At 62.0% G+C, this 19,549-nt stretch carries 7 protein-coding genes; 3 read left to right on the top strand and 4 right to left on the bottom strand.

Annotation, left to right across the window (positions count from 1 at the left end):
• Window positions 1-29: 29 nt before the first annotated feature.
• Window positions 30-13,028, bottom strand: a complete 12,999-nt coding sequence (locus tag HU765_RS04525; protein WP_186619191.1) for a non-ribosomal peptide synthetase — start codon at window positions 13,026-13,028, stop codon at window positions 30-32.
• A gap of 368 nt (window positions 13,029-13,396) precedes the next feature.
• Between HU765_RS04525 and HU765_RS04520 the strand changes: the two genes are divergently transcribed.
• Entirely contained in the window at window positions 13,397-13,951 is a 555-nt protein-coding gene (locus HU765_RS04520; RefSeq protein ID WP_008088195.1) for an RNA polymerase factor sigma-70, read from the top strand.
• 134 nt (window positions 13,952-14,085) lie between these two features.
• Here the strand turns inward: HU765_RS04520 and HU765_RS04515 are convergent, their stop codons facing one another.
• The 3 genes from HU765_RS04515 to HU765_RS04505 all read right to left on the bottom strand — a co-directional run bounded on the left by HU765_RS04515 (window position 14,086) and on the right by HU765_RS04505 (window position 16,698).
• Entirely contained in the window at window positions 14,086-15,099 is a 1,014-nt protein-coding gene (locus HU765_RS04515) for a GNAT family N-acetyltransferase (protein ID WP_186619190.1), read from the bottom strand.
• A gap of 85 nt (window positions 15,100-15,184) precedes the next feature.
• Entirely contained in the window at window positions 15,185-15,982 is a 798-nt protein-coding gene (locus HU765_RS04510; protein WP_186547139.1) for a transporter substrate-binding domain-containing protein, read from the bottom strand.
• Window positions 15,983-16,074: 92 nt separating this feature from the next.
• Window positions 16,075-16,698, bottom strand: a complete 624-nt coding sequence (locus tag HU765_RS04505) for a TetR family transcriptional regulator (protein WP_186619189.1) — start codon at window positions 16,696-16,698, stop codon at window positions 16,075-16,077.
• Between the two features lie 183 nt (window positions 16,699-16,881).
• Here HU765_RS04505 and HU765_RS04500 point away from each other — a divergent pair, with 183 nt between their 5' ends.
• A complete protein-coding gene (locus tag HU765_RS04500; protein ID WP_186619188.1) occupies window positions 16,882-18,666 on the top strand; it encodes an acyclic terpene utilization AtuA family protein in 1,785 nt (594 codons plus the stop codon).
• 13 nt (window positions 18,667-18,679) lie between these two features.
• On the top strand, window positions 18,680-19,549 hold the full coding sequence (locus HU765_RS04495; protein WP_186619187.1) for an SDR family oxidoreductase: 870 nt from the start codon (window positions 18,680-18,682) through the stop codon (window positions 19,547-19,549).

Raw genomic sequence — 19,549 nt, 5'->3', positions numbered from 1 at the left:
GCGATGAGGCCAATAAAAACACTAGAGAACTACAACCCCTCCAGCTCAGCCATCAGATCATTCAGCCGGTCGACCTTCTCCTCGGTGATATCACTGGCCGCCAGGCCAGCAATGTACTCGGCCAATTCCTCCACCGTGCTGCACTCGAACATCGCCCGCAGCGGCACATCGCGTTGCAGGGTTTTCTGCACCCGTGAGGCGATCTGCGTGGCCAGCAGCGAGTGCCCGCCCAGCTCGAAGAAGTTATCGCGCACGCCAACCTTCTCGACTTTCAGCACTTCGGCCCAGATACCGGCCAGGGTCTGTTCGAGGTCGCTGCGCGGGGCCAGGTAATCCTGGCTTTGCAACTGCCCGATCTCCAGCGTTGGCAAGGCCTTGCGGTCCAGTTTGCCGTTAGCGTTGAGCGGCAGCTGCGGCAACCACAGCCAGTGCAACGGCACCATGTATTCAGGCAGTTCGGCGCGCAGACGCTGTTTGATGCTTTCCAGGCTTTGGCCCGGATCGAGTGCAGAATCCGCAGCGACCAGATAGCCGACCAGATGCTTGCCATTGACGCCTTCCTGCACGCCGACCGCAGCATCACGCACTGGCGGTTGTTCATGCAGGCGCGCTTCAATTTCACCCAGCTCGATCCGGTAACCGCGAATCTTCACTTGGTGGTCGACTCGGCCGACGTATTCCAGCACGCCATCGCTGCGCCGCCGCGCCAGGTCGCCGGTGCGATACAGGCGTTCGCCCGGTGCGCCGAACGGGTTCGGTACAAACACCGGAGCGGTACGCAGTGGGTCGCTGACATAACCGCGACCAACGCCTGTGCCCGCCACGCACAACTCACCCACCGCACCCAACGGCACCAGCTCCAGTGCGCCATCGAGCAGATACAAAACGTTGTTGTCAGTCGGCGTGCCGATCGGCAAATAACTGCCGCGCGTCGAAGCCCTGTCGACCCGGAAGAAAGCCACGTCGTCCGAACATTCCGCCGGGCCGTAAGCGTTGACCAGACCGATATCCGGGTAACGCAGCAGCCATTGATGCGCCAGCTCCGGCGGCATGGCCTCCCCGGTCGGCAGCATCCAGCGCAGGCCGTCGAGGCTCAGGCGTTCGGAGGCAAGCATGCCCTGAATCAGCGACGGCACACTCTCCAACACGGTGATGCCCTGTTCTTGCACATGCGTCAGCAAACCTTGCGGATCGTGGGCGATGGCGTTCGGCACAATGTCCACACGCGCGCCGAACAGCGGCGCGGCGAGGAACTGCCAGACCGAAATATCGAAGCTTTGCGAGGCGGTCTGGGCAATGACATCCGCATCGCTCAGATTCAGATAAGGCACCTTGCTCAACTGGTTGTTGAGCATGCCGCGCTGCTCGACCATCACGCCTTTTGGCAGGCCGGTCGAACCCGAGGTGTAGATCACATAGGCGAGATTGTCCGGGCCGCTGTGAATACCTGGATTGTGCGTCGCGGCGACCGAGGCTTGTATCTCTTCCCATATCAGCAGGCGCGGACGGTTGGAACAGCCAAACGCTTCCAGCAAAGTCTGCGCCTGGTCACGGCAGGCTGCGCTGCACACGAGCAACGGCGTGCGGCTCAGCTCGATGATGCGGCTCAGGCGCTGGCTCGGCAGGCCGGGATCCAGCGGCAGATAACCGGCACCGGCCTTGAAGCTGCCGATAATCATGCCGAGCAAATCGAGGTTGCGCTCGGCGAGCAAGGCTACCGGTTGATCCATCCGCACCCCGGCCGCGACCAATGCATGGCCGAGACGGTTGGCATTGTGGTTCAGCTCGGTATAGCTCAATTGCTGGTCAAGGCAACTGGCAGCAATGCGCTGCGGGTGCTGCTCCACCTGTGCTTCAAACAGCGCAGCGTAGCTCTGCTCCAGCGGATAGTCGTGGCTGCTCTGGTTGCAACCGTTCAGCAGGAAGCTTTTCTCCTCATCGCCCAGCAGCGGCAGATCGTCCATGTCGCCATGGAAGCCGTCGACCAGTGCCAGCAACAGTCGCTTGAATTCGCCGAGCATGCGCTCGACCGTCGACTCGTCGAAGTAACGCTGGTCATACGATAAATGCAGGCCCAGGTCATCGCCCGGATAGCACACCGCCGTCAACGGGAAGTTGGTGTGGGTGCGACCCGAATCCGACGTCGCGTCAAGGCTCTGCGCACGATCCAGTACCGAGACTTCGACCGGCGCGTTTTCGAAGACGAACAGGCTGTCGAACAGCGGCTGGCCTTTCGGCAGTTCGCTCTGTTCCTGAATGTTCACCAGCGGCAGGTATTCGTATTCGCGCAGTTGCATGTTGCTGTCGAGCAGAGCGTTGAGCCACTGCCGCACGCTGCTGCGTTGATCGTCCTCGGGCATCTTCACCCGCAGCGCAATGCTGTTGATGAACAGGCCGACGGTGCGCTGCATTTCTGGCATGTCTACCGGACGTCCGGCCACTGTCACACCGAATAGCACGTCGCGATCACCGCTCATACGCCGCAGCACCAGCGCCCACGCCGCCTGGGCGAAGGTGTTGACCGTCAGTTGATGGGCCTGCGCCAGTTCACGCAAACGCACACCGTCTTTGACATCGAGGCGGGTGTAGCAGTCGCCGACGATCATGCCGCCGCTTTCACCGGCGTGTTCACGCAGGAACGGACGATCACTCGGGATCGGCGTGGTGCGTTCGAAGCCTTGCAGGTTCTGTCGCCACCACTGCCGCGCCTCGGTCAGGCTCTGGCGTTGCAGCCAGCCAATGTAGTCACGGTAACGCGGCGGCACGCTCAACTGGGCTTCGCGACCTTCGCCGAGGGCGGTGTAGATCTCGAAGAAATCGTTCATCAGCAGCGAGCGACACCAGGCATCGATGAGGATGTGGTGGTTACTCATCATGAACCAGTAGCGCGCCGCGCCGACCTTGATCAGGCGCAGGTGGAACGGCGCTTGATTGAGCAGATCGAAACCGGCCTCGCGCTCGCTTTTCAGCAGCGCTTGCAGCTTCGGTTCCTGCTCGGTTGCGGCGATGGCGCTCCAGTCCAGAGACTCGATCGGCGTGCGCCCCGGCGTGTGAATCACTTGCAGCATGTCTTCGCCGACGTTCCAGCAGAACGAGGCACGCAATGCTTCATGACGGGCGACCACCGCTTGCCAGGCCTGGGCGAAACGTTCGGGGTCGAGTTCGCTGTTGATACGATAGCGATCCTGCATGTAGTACAGACCGGTACCCGGTTCGAGCAAGGTGTGCAACAACATGCCCTCCTGCATCGGCGTCAGCGGATAGACGTCTTCGATGTGCGCGGCGGGCACCGGCAGGGCATCGAGTTGCGCCTGGGTCAGCTTCGCCAGAGGGAAGTCCGACGGCGTCAGGCCACCGGCTTCGTCTTGCAGGCAATGTTCGATCAGGCTTTGCAGTTCGCCGAGGTAAGCCTCGGCAAGATCGCTGATCGTCTGCTCAGCGTAGCGCTCGGCGCTGAAGGTCCAGCGCAGCAGCAATTCGCCGCCGTAGACCTGACTGTCGATACTCAGCTCGTTCGGCAAAGGCGCTTGCGGATCATGGGCCGCGCCGCTTGGCTCATCCACAGGGCGGAACAATGCGTCGTCGCCGAAGCTCTGGTCGAACTGGCCCAGGTAGTTGAAGGTGACTGGCGCGTTCGCCAGCGCTGCCATTTGCTGGCGACTGGCGTCATCGGCCAGATAGCGCAGCACGCCATAACCCAGGCCTTTGTGCGGCACCGCGCGCAGTTGCTCCTTGATTGCCTTGATCGAAGCGCCCTGCCCGGCGGCTTCTTCGATGGCGTGCGGGGTCAGGCGTAGCGGGTAAGCGCTGGTAAACCAGCCAACGGTGCGGGTCAGGTCGATCTCGTCGAACAGGGTTTCGCGGCCGTGGCCTTCCAGTTGAATCAGGGCCGATGACTGGCCGCTCCAGCGGCACAGCACGCGCGCCAGTGCGGTCAGCAGCAAGTCGTTGACCTGAGTGCGGTAAGCGCTCGGCGCCTGTTGCAGCAACTGCCGGGTGCGCTCGGCATCGAGACGCACGCTGACGGTTTGCGCGTTGCGATTGTGTTGCCCGCCTTGTGGGTTTTCGCACGGCAGATCGGCGCTCGGACCGGCCAGTTGCGCTTGCCACCAGTTCAGCTCTTCACGCAGTGATTCGCTGCCGGCGTAGGCTTGCAAACGCGCGGCCCAGTCCTTGAAGGCACTGGTCTTGGCCGGCAGTTTTACCGCTTGCCTGGCGTCGAGCTGGCGATAGGCAGTTTGCACATCGTCCAGCAGCACACGCCACGACACGCCATCGATAACCAAATGGTGGATAGCGAAAAACAGCCGTTGCTGATCATCCGCGCCGTGGACCAGCACTGCGCGCAGCAGCGGACCGTTTTGCAGGTGCAGACTGCGTTGCGCGTCGGCGAACAAGGCTTCGCACTGGTCCATCGAATCGACGCTCAATTGCCAAAGAACGTCTGCATCGGTCAGCGTTTGATGCGTCGCTTGCCAAGCGTCATTGACTTCGCTGAAGCGCAAACGCAACGCGTCGTGTTGTTCGATCACGGCCCGCAAGGCCTGCTGCAAACGCTGCGGCTCAAGGATCACGGTCGGTTTTAGCAACAACGCCTGGTTCCAGTGCTGACGCTGGGGAATCTCGGTATCGAAGAACCAGTGTTGAATCGGCGTCAGGCGCGAGTCGCCGCCCACCAGACCTTGTTCGGCGCTCACCTGCTGCGTGCGGCTGGCGACAGCGGCGAGGGTCTGCACGGTCTGATGCTGAAACAGATCGCGCGGGCTGAAGTGAAAGCCCTGCTGGCGTGCGCGGCTGACCACCTGAATCGACAGAATCGAGTCGCCGCCCAGTTCAAAGAAATTGTCGTTCAGCCCCACCTGTTCGACGTTGAGCACCTCGCACCAGATCTGCGCCAGCGCCTGCTCCATCTCGTTACTCGGCGCTACGTAATCCTGACGATTGAGTTTCGGATCCGGTGCCGGCAACGCGCGGCGGTCGAGTTTGCCGTTGGCGGTGAGCGGCATGCTCGCCAGCAGAATCAGGTGCGTCGGCACCATATAGTCCGGCAGTTGTGCCTTGAGGTGCGACTTGAGGGTTTCGCGCAGTTCAGCCTGTTGCGCTTCGCTGTGTTCGGCGACTTCGGTCGCCAGGTAGCCAACCAGTTGCTTGCCGCTCGGCGCCTCAAGCGCCAGTACCACCGCTTCGCGGATCGACGGGTGATCGAGCAGACGCGTTTCGATTTCGCCCAGTTCGATGCGGAAACCACGGATTTTCACCTGATGGTCAATCCGCCCCAGGTACTCGACCAGACCGTCGGCACGCTGGCGCACGAGATCGCCGGTGCGGTACATGCGCCCGCCGTCAGCAGCAAACGGATCAGCGACAAAACGCTCGGCAGTGATGCCGGGACGGTCGTGATAACCCTGCGCCAGACCGGCGCCACCGACGAACAATTCACCGGTCGCGCCTTGCGGCACCAGGGCCAGATCGGCATCGAGAATATAGGCGACGCGCGCGCCGATCACACTGCCGATCGGCACGCTGCCAGCGCCCTCTTCCAGCACGTCCGGGGCCAGACTGGCCAGCGGCATGACCACGGTTTCCGTCGGCCCGTAGGCGTTGAGAAACGCCGTCGGTTGGAAGGCTGCGCGAATCCGTTGCAGATGTTCACCGGTCAACGCTTCGCCGCCGGTGATGATCATCCGCACCGGCAGGACCTGGTTCTGCGAGGCGAGGAATTGCGCGAGCTGGCTGCCGTAGCTCGGGGTGAAACCGAGGACGTTGATTTGATGGGTACGGATCAAGCCGCAGATTTCTTCGGCATCCCACTGACCCTGCGCACGCAGCACCACCTGCGCACCACTGAGCAGCGGCACCAGCAGACGCTCGGTGGCGGCGTCGAAGTTGATCGAATAGAAGTGCAGTTCGCAGTCGTCCGGGCGCATGGCGAAACGCTCGATCACCGCTTGGCAATGCATGGCGATCTCGCCGTGGGAAACCACCACGCCTTTTGGTTTGCCGGTCGAGCCCGAGGTGTAAATCAGGTAAGCCTGATGCTGCGGCAGGCTGATGAATGGCAGCTCGCCGGCCGGGTAATCGGCCAGTGCCGCGCGGTCGTCTTCCAGGCACCAGCGCGCCACACCTGGCGGCAACTCACCGAGGGCCTGGAACATCGCTCGGTCACTGAGCAGCAAACTAATGCGGCTGTCTTCGATCATGTAATGCAGGCGGTCGAGCGGGTATTCCGGATCCAGCGGCACATAGGCGCCGCCAGCCTTGAGAATCGCCAACAGGCCGATGACCATTTCCAGCGAACGCTCCAGCGCCAGACCGACGCGCACCTGCGGGCCGACGCCGCGCTCGCGCAGCGCCCAGGCCAGACGATTGGCGCGGGCGTCGAGTTCGGCATAGCTCAGGGTCTGCCCGGCGAAGGTCACGGCCGGTGCGTCTTTGCGCGACAGCGCCTGCTCGGCAAACAGATGATGGACGCACTGATCGAGACGATGCACGCCCGGCTCGACGCCAAGGCTGTCGAGCAGTTGCTGTTGTTCCGGCGCATCCAGCAGCGGCAGTTCGCTGAGGCGTTGCTGCGGATCGGCGATCAGCGCTTGCAGCAGGTTGCACCAGTGTCTGGCCATGCGCGCAATGGTCGGTTCGTCGAACAGATCGGTGCTGTAGGTCAGGCAGCAACCGAGGCGATGATCCAGGTCGGTGACTTCCAGATTGAGGTCGAACTTGGTCGCCCGCGCATCGTTGGCCAGGTACTCGACCGTCATGCCGGCCAACGTCCGGCTCTGCTGGAATTCCCAGCGCTGCACATTGCACATCACTTGGAACAGCGGGTTGTAAGCGGCGCTGCGCGGTGGCTGCAAGGCTTCAACCAAATGATCAAACGGTAGATCTTGATGCGACTGGCCTTCGATAACCGTATGGCGCACCTGCTCGAACAGTTCACCCACCGACATCTGCCCGTCGAGCTGGCAACGCAGCACCTGGGTATTGAGGAACGCACCGATCAGCCCTTCGCTTTCCGGGCGAATGCGGTTGGCCACCGGCGCGCCGATGCGCAGATCGGTCTGGCCGCTGTAGCGGTAAAGCAGCGTGGCGAGCGCGGCGGTCATGGTCATGAACAGGGTCAGACCGTGCTGCGCGTTGAAGGCACGAACCCGCGCGGCGAGTTCATCGCTCAGATCAAAGCGGAACAGTTCGCCCTGATGACTTTGCACCGGTGGACGCGGTCGGTCGCCCGGCAGCTCCAGCAGAGGATGTTCATGGCCCAGTTGCGCGGTCCAGTAATCGAGTTGCCGTTGACGCTCGCCGGATTCCAGCCACTGGCGCTGCCAGACGCTGTAATCAAGGTACTGCACCGGCAACGGTTGCAGCGGCGAATCGCGCTCATCGACGAACGCTTCGTACAGCGCGCTGAGTTCGCGGGCGAAAATATCCATCGCCCAGCCTTCGGTGACGATGTGGTGCAAAGTCAGAACGAAGTAATGCTCCTGCTCGGCAGTCTTCACCAGACAGGCGCGCAGCAGCGGACCGGTTTCCAGGTCGAACGGCTGGTGCGCTTCTTCGTCGGCCAGGTGCTGGACGCTCTGCTCACGCACTTCGAGCGGCAATCGGGAGAAATCTTTCCAGCCCATGCGCACGCCCGTCTCGGCATGCACGTGCTGACGAGCAACGCCATCGATGCTGGGGAACGTCGTGCGCAGGGTTTCGTGACGCAGGATCAGCGCCTGCAACGCCGCCTCGAAATGCTCGACATGCAGCACGCCACGCAGGCGCGCCATACCGCCGACGTTATAGGCCGGGCTGTCCGGTTCCATTTGCCAGAGGAACCACATGCGCTGTTGCGAATACGACAACGGCACCGCTTGGCGGCGGTCGACTTTGCCGATCGGCAGTTGCTGGTTGGTGCGGCCGCTGGCCTGGATCAGGCGGATCTGTTCGGCGTAATCGCCGAGTTCGCTGTGCTCGAACAACGTGCGCAGAGGCAACTCGACGTCACAGGCCTGACGGCTGCGGGAGATGATTTGCGTGGCCAGCAGCGAATGACCGCCGAGGGCGAAGAAGTCGTCACGCAGGCCGACCTGGGCCAGGCCGAGCACTTCGCGCCAGATCGCGGCGATCTGTTGCTCCAGCGCGGTAACCGGTTCGACATGCTCACGCACTTGCCACTGCGGCTCGGGCAAGGCGCGGCGGTCGAGTTTGCCGCTGGGGCTCAGGGGCATCGCGTCGAGGCGCAGCAGTTGCGCAGGGACCATATACTCCGGCAACTCGGCAGCCAAAGCGGTTTTCAGGCGAGTGATTTGCTGGTCGGCGTTTTCATCGGCATCGGTCGCCGTGAAGTAGCCAATCAGTTGCGCACCGGCAGCGGTTTCGCGCACCAGCACCACGGCTTGGGCAACGCCGTCCTGAGCGAGCAGACGCGCTTCGATTTCCTGCGGTTCAACGCGAAAACCGCGCAGCTTCACTTGCTGATCGAGACGGCCGAGGTATTCGATCACGCCATCAGCTGTCCAGCGCGTCCGGTCACCCGTGCGGTACAAACGCGCGCCCTGCTCGCCCAGCGGATCGACAACAAAGCGTTCTGCGGTCAACGCCGCGCGACCGAGATACCCCCGGGCCAGACCGATGCCGCTGATGCACAGCTCCCCCGGCACACCGGCAGGCACAGGGTTGAGATCGGCATCAAGGATGCGGCAGACCACATTGCCCAACGGGCGGCCAATCGGCGAGCGCTCACCATCGGCGCTGGTGCAATGCCAATGGGTAACGTTGATCGCGGTTTCGGTCGGGCCGTAGCGGTTGTGCAATTGCACCGCCGGCAGTTGCGCCAGCACACGGTTGCGCAGCTCGGCTGGCAGTGCTTCACCGCCCGAAAATACCCGGCGCAGGCTAGTGCATTCAGCCGTCAGTGGCTCATCGATAAACAGCGCCAGCAACGGCGGGACGAAGTGCAGCGTGGTCACGCCATATTTCTGAACCAGCTGCGCGATGCGATGCGGGTCGCGGTGTTCGCCCGGGGCAGTAATCAGCAGGCGCGCGCCGGTGATCAGCGGCCAGAAGCATTCCCACACCGACACGTCGAAACTGATCGGCGCCTTTTGCATCAGCACGTCAGTTTCATCGAGACCGTAGGTGTTCTGCATCCATTGCAGACGTTCGGCCAGCGCGGCATGAGTGTTGCCGACGCCTTTCGGTTGCCCGGTAGAACCCGAGGTGTAAATCACGTAAGCAAGGTTGTCGCCGTGCAGGTGCAGACCCGGTGCCTGGCTCGGCCAGTTTTCCAGGTGCAACGCGTCCATCGCGATCACACTGACGCCGGCGCTGGCCGGCAAGCGCTCAAGCAGTTCGGTCTGGGTCAGCAGCAATTCGACGCCACTGTCGCCGAGCATGTAGGCCAGGCGCTCCGCCGGGTAATCCGGGTCCAGCGGCACATAGGCGCCGCCGGCCTTGATGATCGCCAGCAGACCGATCAACAGTTGCGGCGAACGCTCGGCGGCGATGGCCACGCACACGTCCGGGCCGACGCCTTTATCGCGCAGGTAATGGGCCAGACGGTTGGACTGCGCGTGCAACTCGGCAAAATCGAGGCTGCCGCCGTCCCACATCAGCGCGGTGCGTTGTGGGCTTTTGCGCAGTTGATCGTCGAGCAGTTCCGGCAGCCACTGTTGCGCGGGAGTGCACGGTGCCACGCTCCAGTCGTCCTGCTGATGTTGCTCGCTGACGGTCAGCAAGCGCAGATCGCCAATCGCCTGCTGCGGCCGTTCGCAGACTTCGCTCACGAGGTTATGGAAATGTTCGGCGAGTCGCTCAATGGTCGCGCCATCGAACAGTTCGCTGGCGTAGTCGAACGACAAGGTCAGCCGACCATTGCGGTCTTCTTCGCTGTGCAGTTGCAGGTCGAACTTGGCTTCGCGGCTGTGCCACGGCAGCTCTTCGGCGAGCAGGCCCGGCAAGCGTTTAAGCGCGCTGAGGTCGCGCTGCTGATGGTTGAACATGACCTGAAACAGCCCCTGCTCACGGGCTTGCGGGAAGGCCTCGAGCAGTTGCTCGAACGGCAAATCCTGATTCGCCTGGGCGCCGAGTGTGGCCTGGCGGGTCTGAGCCAGCAGTTCGACAAACGGCAGGCGCGAATCGATCTGCGCACGCAGCACCTGGGTGTTGATGAAAAAGCCGATCAGGCCTTGGGTTTCCAGACGCGGGCGGTTGGCGTTGGGTACGCCAATGCGAATATCGCGCTGGCCGCTGTAGCGGTGCAACAAGCTCTGGAATGCCGCGAGCAGCAGCATGAACGGCGTGGCTTCATGCGCCTGGGCGGTCTGCCGGATCGCCTCGCTGAGCTTCGCGCTCAAGCGCACACTGTGGCGCGCGGCGCTATGGCTGTGTTGCGCCGAACGCGGGTAGTCGGTGGCCAGTTCCAGCGGCGAATGCTCCTCGCCCAACTGCGCTTTCCAATACGCCAGTTGTCGCTCGCCCTCGCCTTGCGCCAGCCATTGGCGCTGCCAGGCGCCGTAGTCGGCGTACTGGGTAGGCAGCGGCGCGAGTTCGGCGCGCTGGCCTTGCGAAGCGGCGGCGTAGAGGCGCGAGAATTCGTCGATCAGCACGTTCAGCGACCAACCGTCGGCGATGATGTGGTGCATCGTCACCAGCAGTTGGTGGTCTTCGTCATCAAGGCGCACCAGAGTCACCGTGAACAGTGGGCCGTGTTGCAGATCGAATCGGGTGCGTGCCGCGTCTTCGCGGATCTGTTGCGCGCGCACCTCGCGCTGGTCGGCTGACAGGTCGCTGAGGTCGATGCGTTGCAGGTTGAGCTCGGCGGCGGCAACGACTTGCTGCAAAGCCATGCCGTCGCGTTCGAAGAAGCGCGTGCGCAGGGATTCGTGGCGTTCGATCAATTGCTGGAAACTCACGCGCAGCGCGTCTTCATCCAGTTCGCCACGCAGACGCAGGCCGCCGGGGATGTTATAGGCGCTGCTGTGCGGATCGAGTTGCCAGGTGATCCAGAGACGATTTTGCGCCAGCGACTGCGGCAGCGGTTCGCTGCGCGACAACAAGGTGATTGCAGCTTGGGCGCTGACACCGTCCTGTTGCTGTTGCGCCACGGCCGCCGTGAACGTGGACAACGTTGGCGCTTCGAACAGCAAACGAAGGTTCAGCTCCAGCGCGAGTGCTTCGCGGACCCGGGCAATCACTTGAGTGGCGGCGATCGAATTACCGCCGAGCAGAAAGAAGTGGTCGTCGGCGGCGACCTGTTCGACGTTCAGCTGTTCGGCCCAGATTTGACCGATCATCGCTTCGAGGGCTGAGCTGCTGGTAGCCGGGGTTTGGGGTTCGGCGCTCGTCGACGGGAACACTGCGTAACTGTCGAGGCTGCCGTCGGCCAGCCGGCTGCGGCACGCCGAACGCTGGAGTTTGCCGCTGGAGGTTTTCGGCAGTGCGCCCGGATTGAGCAGCACCACCACGCTTGGCGCTTCCTGACAGGCTTCGGCTACAGCTTGGCGAATGGCTTTGATCAGCGCTTCGGGTGGCAGGATTTTCTGCACGCTGCGGCTGATTTCCGCCGCGATGCCGATGCCCTCGGCGCCATTCTGATTGACCGCGAATGCCGCCACCCGGCCCTTGCGCACCACCTCCACTTCGCGCTCGACGGTCTGTTCGATGTCCTGCGGATAGAGGTTGTGACCGCGCACGATGAGCATGTCTTTCAGGCGCCCGGTGACGAACAGCTCGCCGGCGCGGATGAAGCCCAGATCCCCCGTGCGCAGCCAGGTGCGACCGGCGTGCTGAACGAAGGTCTTCGCGCTGGCTTCGGGGTTGCGCCAGTAACCATGGGCAATGCTCGGGCCGGTGGCCCAGACTTCGCCGACGGTATTGTCGGTCAACTCTTCAAGCGTATTCGGTTCGACAATCAGCACCGCGTGTTGCGGCTGGCTGATGCCGCAGCTCATGACCGGGCTGCCGTCGCCCGGCTCGGCGCGGTTTTGCGCCAGCGCCTGATCGTCCACGCGCAATGCGGGAATGCCGGTGCCGCGCGGCGTGCCGGCGACAAACAGTGTGGCCTCGGCCAAACCGTAAGACGCCATGAAACTGTTTTTGCTGAAAGCACACGTGGCGAATTTTTCGGCGAAGCGCTCAAGGGTGTCGAGGCGAATCGGTTCGGAGCCGGAATACGCCACGCGCCAGCGGCTCAGGTCGAGTCGCTCAAGTGCCGATTCGCTGACCCGCTCGCTGCACAAGCGGTAGGCGAAATCCGGGCCGCCACTGATGGTCCCGCCGTATTGGCTGATCGCTTCCAGCCAGCGCAAGGGCCGCCCGAGAAAATACGCCGGCGACATCAGAATGCACGGCACGCCGCTGAAAATCGGTTGCAGCAGACCGCCGATCAAGCCCATGTCGTGGTACAGCGGCAACCAGCTGACGATAACGTCGTCCGGGTTGACGTCGATACCGAAGCCGTGGCGAATCAGCAGTTCGTTGGCGACCAGATTGCCATGGCTGACCTGCACGCCTTTGGGTAATGCGGTGGAGCCGGAGGTGTATTGCAGAAAAGCGATGTGTTCGGGTGGCAGGGGCGGCTCCACCCAGCGCTCGGCCAGCGCGCTGTCGAGGGTGTCGACACACAACAGCGGCGGCGCGCCTTCAATGTGCTGCAAGGCCTCGCGCAGATCGGCACTGGTCAGCAGCAGGCGCGGCTCGGCGTCGGCAATGATCGACAGCAGACGTTCCTGATGATGACGGCGTGCGGATTCCGGCGGATAGGCGGGCACTGCAATCACACCGGCGTACAGGCAACCGAAAAACGCCGCGACGTAGTCCGGACCGCTGGGAAACAGCAGCACCGCGCGATCGCCCGGCTCAGCTTCGGCCTGCAACGCGGCGGCGATGGTGCGCGCCCGCTGATCCAGTTCGCGATAACTGAGTACCACAGCCTGCTCTTCGTTTTCGGCAAGAAAACGCAAGGCCAGTCGGTCCGGTGTCAGCGCGGCGCGGCGCTGCAGGGCTTGGACCAGGGTGCTGGGGAGTTCGAACGCGTCGGTCATGAGGTTTCCTGCCTGAAATCGGCTTGCCAGTGGAATCGGGTTGCTGCAACACGCCCAACGAAAGGCGCGCGGGGCGCGGTCTGGGCCGACCGCGCAGGGCTTCGCAAAGCTGTCTGGCCGGGCGTTGTAGCCCAGACCATTCACCAATGAGAACGGATGACCTCTGGAAATAATTAGTCGGCAGGCTCGACGCCCAACGGGGCCGGGGTGCGGCAGCGTGCCGCAGTTCGCAAAACACATCGACTTACAGCACTACTTCTCTTTCTCATTTGACAATCATTATCATTCAACATAATTTGTCGCTCGATGTGTAGGACGGCCCCGTCCCCCAGGCCCTCCACTAACCTATTGGCAGCAAGGTGATTTCCATGACGGAACAGGTATCCACAAGCAGGTGCGATTCACCGCTACTTCAGGCATTTGTCGACAACCGACTGATTCTGGTAAAGATTGCAGCGCGCATTACCGGCTGTCGGTCACGCGCCGAAGATGTGGTGCAGGATGCGTTTTTCCGCCTGCAATCGGCGCCACCGATCACGTCGTCCATCAAGGCCCAACTGAGCTATCTGTTCCAGATCGTGCGCAACCTTGCCATCGATCACTACCGCAAACAGGCGCTGGAACAGAAGTACTCCGGCCCTGAAGAGGAAGGGCTGAACGTGGTCATTCAGGGTGCTTCGCCGGAAACCTCGCACATCAACTTCTCGACCCTGGAACACATCGCCGATGCGCTGACCGAACTGCCCAGCCGCACCCGCTACGCGTTCGAGATGTACCGTTTGCACGGCGTGCCGCAGAAGGACATTGCCAAGGAGCTCGGCGTATCGCCAACCTTGGTCAACTTCATGATTCGTGATGCGCTGGTGCACTGCCGCAAGGTTTCGGGCAGCCGGCGGGATGCGGTGATCGCGGGTCGTCGTTAAGGTCCAGGTTTGCGTCAAGCCATTCGCGAGCAGGCTCGCTCCTACATTGGTCCTGTGTTCACAGTTCGAGTGTAGGAGTGAGCCTGCTCGCGATGGCGGACTCAAGACCGCAGAAGACCTTGAGGCTGGACACGTCAGGCCAAGCTGCACCGATCAAAAAACCGCTCACGCCCCAAAATCATCAGCGCCGCACGCTTGTGCGGGAAGTCGAATTCCCTTTCGCAATGAAAACACTGGTTGTGCATATGCCCGATCATCTTCGCGTTATCGGCCCGCGGCTCGGCCACCACGCGCTGGGTACGCGGATCATCAAGAAACAGGTAATGCACCAGCGCCGATAACCAGCTCGCGACTTTGTGCGGACCGCGGTGATTTTCCTCGCCGACCAACATGTGAATACCACGGTCGTAATCCCCGGCCTCGTAGAACGGCGCGATGCGATCTTCCTTGGCCCAGTAGGCTTCGAAATAGGCAAACGGCTGATCATCGAAACAGCCGATCAAGGTCAGCGTGTGCGGGTCGGCGTCGAGCTTGCGCAGATACTCGCGGTGTTGCTCAAGACTGCCCTCCTCTTGCCAGAAACTGGCCACGCGGGGGCTGTTCTGCCAGCGATTGAAGCGCGGCAAATCTTCTTCAATCTCAAGTGTGCGCAAAGAAATCCAGGCGCCAAGACGGGCATCGAAGCGCCGATAGACTTCACCCCGCGGTTTCACCGGTCGCCGCGGATGACGCTTGCCCTGACTGATCACCATTTGCTGCGGATAGCTACCGCTGATGGATGTGCCAAGCCAGGGCTGCGGCAATTGCCAGAACAACGTGCGCTCGCAGCGATATTCACCGGCGACCTCGGTGTTCACCAGCAAACCGCTGAGCAAGGCTTCGGTCGGCGGCTGATCCAGTTGCCAGGTCAGTTGCTGGCAATCGGGATCACGAGCAAAAAGCCAATAACAGGCCGCCCACAACGCTTGGCCCGCCGGCAGCGCGTAACGTTCATCAAGCTGGATAGGGCCTTTCGCTTCGCGGTCAAGGCGCAGACGAATCAACGGCTGGCCGTCGAGGCTCAGGCTCAGGCGGCTTTCGCTGGCATCGGCCTGGAGTTGACTGCCCGAAGGCAAGGCCAGCGCAGTCAGGTCATTCAGATGGGACATGGGTCGGGCTCACGGTAATCGTCGACAGTTCAACGATGTGACGTGAGCCGCATGGGGAAATTTAGGCTCAAGGCGAAAACAGCCTTCAGCGCTGAGGCACCGGCACCACCGCAATCTTGTACGGATCGAAGATCTTCAGCATCTCGCCATTGTCGCGTAAGCCCTTGAGCAGTCTGGCAAACGCTTCGCCGGAAATCGGCGCGGCGCTGCGCAAAATGGCGTAGTGGTGATAGACCTGATCGATACGTTGCGAGACCAGCAGCTCGTCGCGCACCTTTTCGTTGCGCATCAGGTAGTCACTCAGATACGAACGGGTCACCAGTGCGATATCGGCGCGTCCGCGCAACACCATCAACAGGTTGCTGTCGTGGGAATAGGTCAGCGTCGCGTTGTAGTTGCGGGCGAGGAATTTCGGGTCGGCGTTGAAGCTGGCGAATTCGTAGTGGTACCCACTGAACAGGGCCAGACGCTTGCCTGCAAGGTCGGCGAAGTAGCTCTGCTGGCGGTTGTCCTGGCGTTGCGCGACGAAAATCTCGGCGTCTTCCAGGCCCATGTCGACATCCGTGTGGGGAATTTCCTTCCAGCCCCATTGCGGATTTTCGAAGATGGCCATGTCGATCCGGCCCTGTTTGAAGTCACCAAAGCGCCGCGGAATCGACGTCGGTACGAGAACGAACTGATAGTCGCTTTGCAAACGGTTCAAGGCCTCGACCAGTTGCGGAAGCAAACCGGTGTCGGCGCCGTTTTCAGGACGAATGGTGTAAGGCGGAAAATGCGCCGCGCCGACCCGAACCAATTGCGCTGCCTGAGCGGGCAATACCCAAAGCGCAGCCAGCCCTGCGAGCATCAGCCCGGCGGCCGTCCGAATTGGCAAAGACTTCAAAACACCCCACTCCCCGAAAAAAGATCGATCAATGCATTCAAGCTAGGCGGTTTCGCCCAGTTAGCCAGTTTCCCGGCCGGATAGAAACTCGCTCAACGCTCTTCAAGGACCAGAATCAGCGCCTCATCGGCCAGTTGATCGAGGCTCAAACTGCCGCCGGCACGGAACCAGGTGGTGGTCCAGGACAGTGCGCCGGTGAGGAAACGTCGAGTAATAAAAACATCGCCGCGAATAAAACCGGCGTCCTTGGCTTCGCCCAGCACTTGCAGCCAGATGTCTTCGTAAATATCGCGCAGCGCGAGGACTTTGGCCTGACCTTCCTCGGACAACGACCGCCACTCATAGACCAGCACCGCCATGGCTTCGCCGCTGCCGCCCATGATCGACTGCAATTCGCAGCGGATCAGCGCCAGCACGCGCTCGCGCACATCGCCGGCTTCGGCCAGCGCTGCTCGCATCAATGCGGTGTTGTAGCGGATGGTTTCTTCCATCACCGCGCGCAGGATTTCGTCCTTGCTCTTGAAGTGATGAAAAATGCTTCCCGACTGAATGCCCACCGCACCGGCCAGATCGCGCACTGTCGTACGCTCGTAGCCTTTGTTGCGGAACAGGTGAGCCGCCACTTGCAGCAGTTTGCCGCGGGCGCTGTCGGGGTCGGTCAACTGGCCCGCGTCGACCAATTGGCGCATGACCCCCAGGGCTTTTTGCTCGTCCACCCGTTCTCTCCTACAGTCGATCAGTGCGTTGCCCCCTGAACCTAAGGGTTGCGCGCAATTTAAGCCGCGCACCGTGACCAAGCAAGCGCTTGGGCAGAAGATAGTTTCAACTGTTTACAAACCAAGCGCTTGCTTGGTAGCCTCCAGACACTTCTGTCGCAGGCTTCTGAGTCGGAGATAAACATGCCAACCACCGTCCGCATCGGATGCGCCAGTGCCTTCTGGGGCGATACATCGACCGCCGCCGCGCAGCTTGTAAGCGGTGGACGCCTGGATTATCTGGTGTTCGATTACCTCGCCGAGATCACGATGTCGATCATGGCAGGGGCACGCATGAAAGACCCGCAGGCAGGCTACGCCAGCGACTTCATCGAAGTGCTTGCACCGCTGTTGCCACAACTGGCCGAGCAGAACATTCGCGTTATCAGCAATGCCGGCGGGGTCAATCCTCACGCCTGCGCCGCCGCGCTGCAAGCGGCCTGCGACAACGCCGGCATTAACCTGAAAATCGCCGTGCTGCTGGGCGATGACCTGCAACCCCGGTTCAAACAACTCACCGGCGTCACCGAGATGTTCAGCGGCGCCCCGCTCCCGCCGCTGTGCGTATCGACCAACGCCTACCTCGGCGCGCCGGGCATCGTCGAAGCGCTGCGCCTGGGCGCGGACATCGTCATCACCGGACGGGTGGTCGACAGTGCGGTAGTCAGCGCCGCGCTGGTCCACGAATTCGGTTGGTCGTGGCACGATTACGACAAACTGGCCCAGGCCGCACTGGCCGGGCATATCATCGAGTGCGGCGCACAATGCACCGGCGGCAACTTCACTGACTGGCGCGACGTGGCGGATTACGAGCACATCGGCTTTCCGATCGTCGAAGTCAGCGCCGACAGCCAATTCATCGTCAGCAAACCCGAAGGCTCCGGCGGGCTGGTCACGCCGCTGACGGTCGGCGAACAGATGCTTTATGAGATCGGCGATCCGCAGGCCTATCTGTTGCCTGATGTGGTCTGCGATTTCTCCCAGGTCAAACTTCAGCAGCAAGGCAAAAACGTCGTCCACGTACACGGCGCAAAAGGCCTGCCGCCGACCGACAAGTACAAGGTCAGCGCGACGTACCCGGATGGTTTTCGCTGCACCGCCAGTTGCCTGATGGCCGGCATCGACGCCGTGGAAAAAGCACGGCGCGTCAGTCAGGCGATCATCGACAAGACCGCTGAAATGTTCAGCCTGCGCGGCTGGTCGCCCTACAGCGAAACCCACATCGAATTGCTCGGCAGCGAAGCCACCTATGGCCCCCACGGTCAACGCCGCGACAGCCGTGAAGTGGTGATCAAAATCGCTGTGCGCCATCCCGAGAAAAAAGCCCTGGTGCTGTTCTCCAGAGAGATTGCCCAGGCCGCGACCGGCATGGCTCCGGGCCTGACCGGTATCGTCGGTGGACGCCCGACGGTTTATCCATTGATCCGCCTGTTCTCGTTCCTGATCGACAAAACCGCCTGCAGCCTGCACGTCGAAATGGCCGGTGAACGCCATCCCTGCGCCCTGCCCTCGCAGGTTGCGCTCGCCAGCGAGGATTTACCGCTCGCCCATCAACCACCCAAACCTCAGGGGCGTGCCGATGCCAGTGTGCCGCTGGTGAAACTGGCAGTGGCGCGCTCTGGCGACAAGGGCAACCACAGCAACATCGGCGTACTGCCGCGCCACCCCGACTACCTGCCGTGGATCGCTGAAGCGCTGACCCCCTCGGTGGTAGTCGACTGGATGCGTCATGTCCTCGATCCGGTCCTGGGCCGCGTCGAACGCTGGTATTTGCCCGGCACTCACAGCCTCAACTTTCTTTTGGAAAACGCCCTCGGCGGTGGCGGCGTAGCCAGTCTGCGCATCGACCCGCAGGGCAAAGCCTTTGCCCAGCAATTGTTGGAAATCCAGATTCCGGTGCCAACAAGCATCGCCGAACAGCTCGATTAAAGGAGGGGTGCGCATGGCTTACGCGTCGATTTTCAAAGCCGATCTGTTCAGCGGCCAGAACGTCATTGTCACCGGCGGCGGCAGTGGTATCGGCCGTTGCACCGCCCACGAACTGGCAGCCCTCGGCGCTAATGTGCTGCTGGTTGGGCGCAAGCCGGAAAAGCTTGAAAAAGTCGCCGCCGAAATTGCCGAGGACGGCGGTCGTGCACATTGGAACGCTTGCGACATTCGCGATGAAGAAGCAGTCAGGCAGTTGATCAAGGATCTGATCGCTGAGCATGGACCGATCCACGGCCTGGTCAACAACGCCGGCGGTCAGTATCCGTCCCCCCTGGCCTCGATCAATCAGAAAGGCTTCGAAACCGTGTTGCGCACCAATCTGGTCGGCGGCTTCCTGATGGCGCGCGAAGCGTTCAATCAATCGATGAGTAAACACGGCGGCAGCATCGTCAACATGCTCGCCGACATGTGGGGCGGCATGCCTGGAATGGGCCACTCCGGCGCGGCGCGCTCGGGCATGGACAACTTCACCAAGACCGCTGCGTTCGAGTGGGGTTACGCCGGGGTGCGAGTCAACGCCGTGGCGCCCGGCTGGATCGCCTCCAGCGGCATGGACACCTATGAAGGCGCGTTCAAAGCGGTGATCCCGACCCTGCGCGAGCATGTGCCGCTCAAACGCATCGGCACCGAGTCGGAAGTCAGTGCAGCGATCGTGTTTCTGCTCAGTCCGGCAGCCGCGTTCATCAGCGGCACCACGGTGAAAATCGACGGTGCCGCCAGCCTCGGCAGTCGCGCCTGGCCGCTGCACAAGGCCAGCCACAGCGAGTCGTTCAACGGCTTTCACCGCGCCTATCTTCCAGAAGTGCTCAAGGACAAGGAATAA

The organism is Pseudomonas sp. SWRI81, from assembly GCF_014268545.1.
Taxonomy (GTDB): Bacteria; Pseudomonadota; Gammaproteobacteria; order Pseudomonadales; family Pseudomonadaceae; genus Aquipseudomonas; species Aquipseudomonas hamedanensis.
This window is presented reverse-complemented; position numbering and strand designations above follow the sequence as displayed.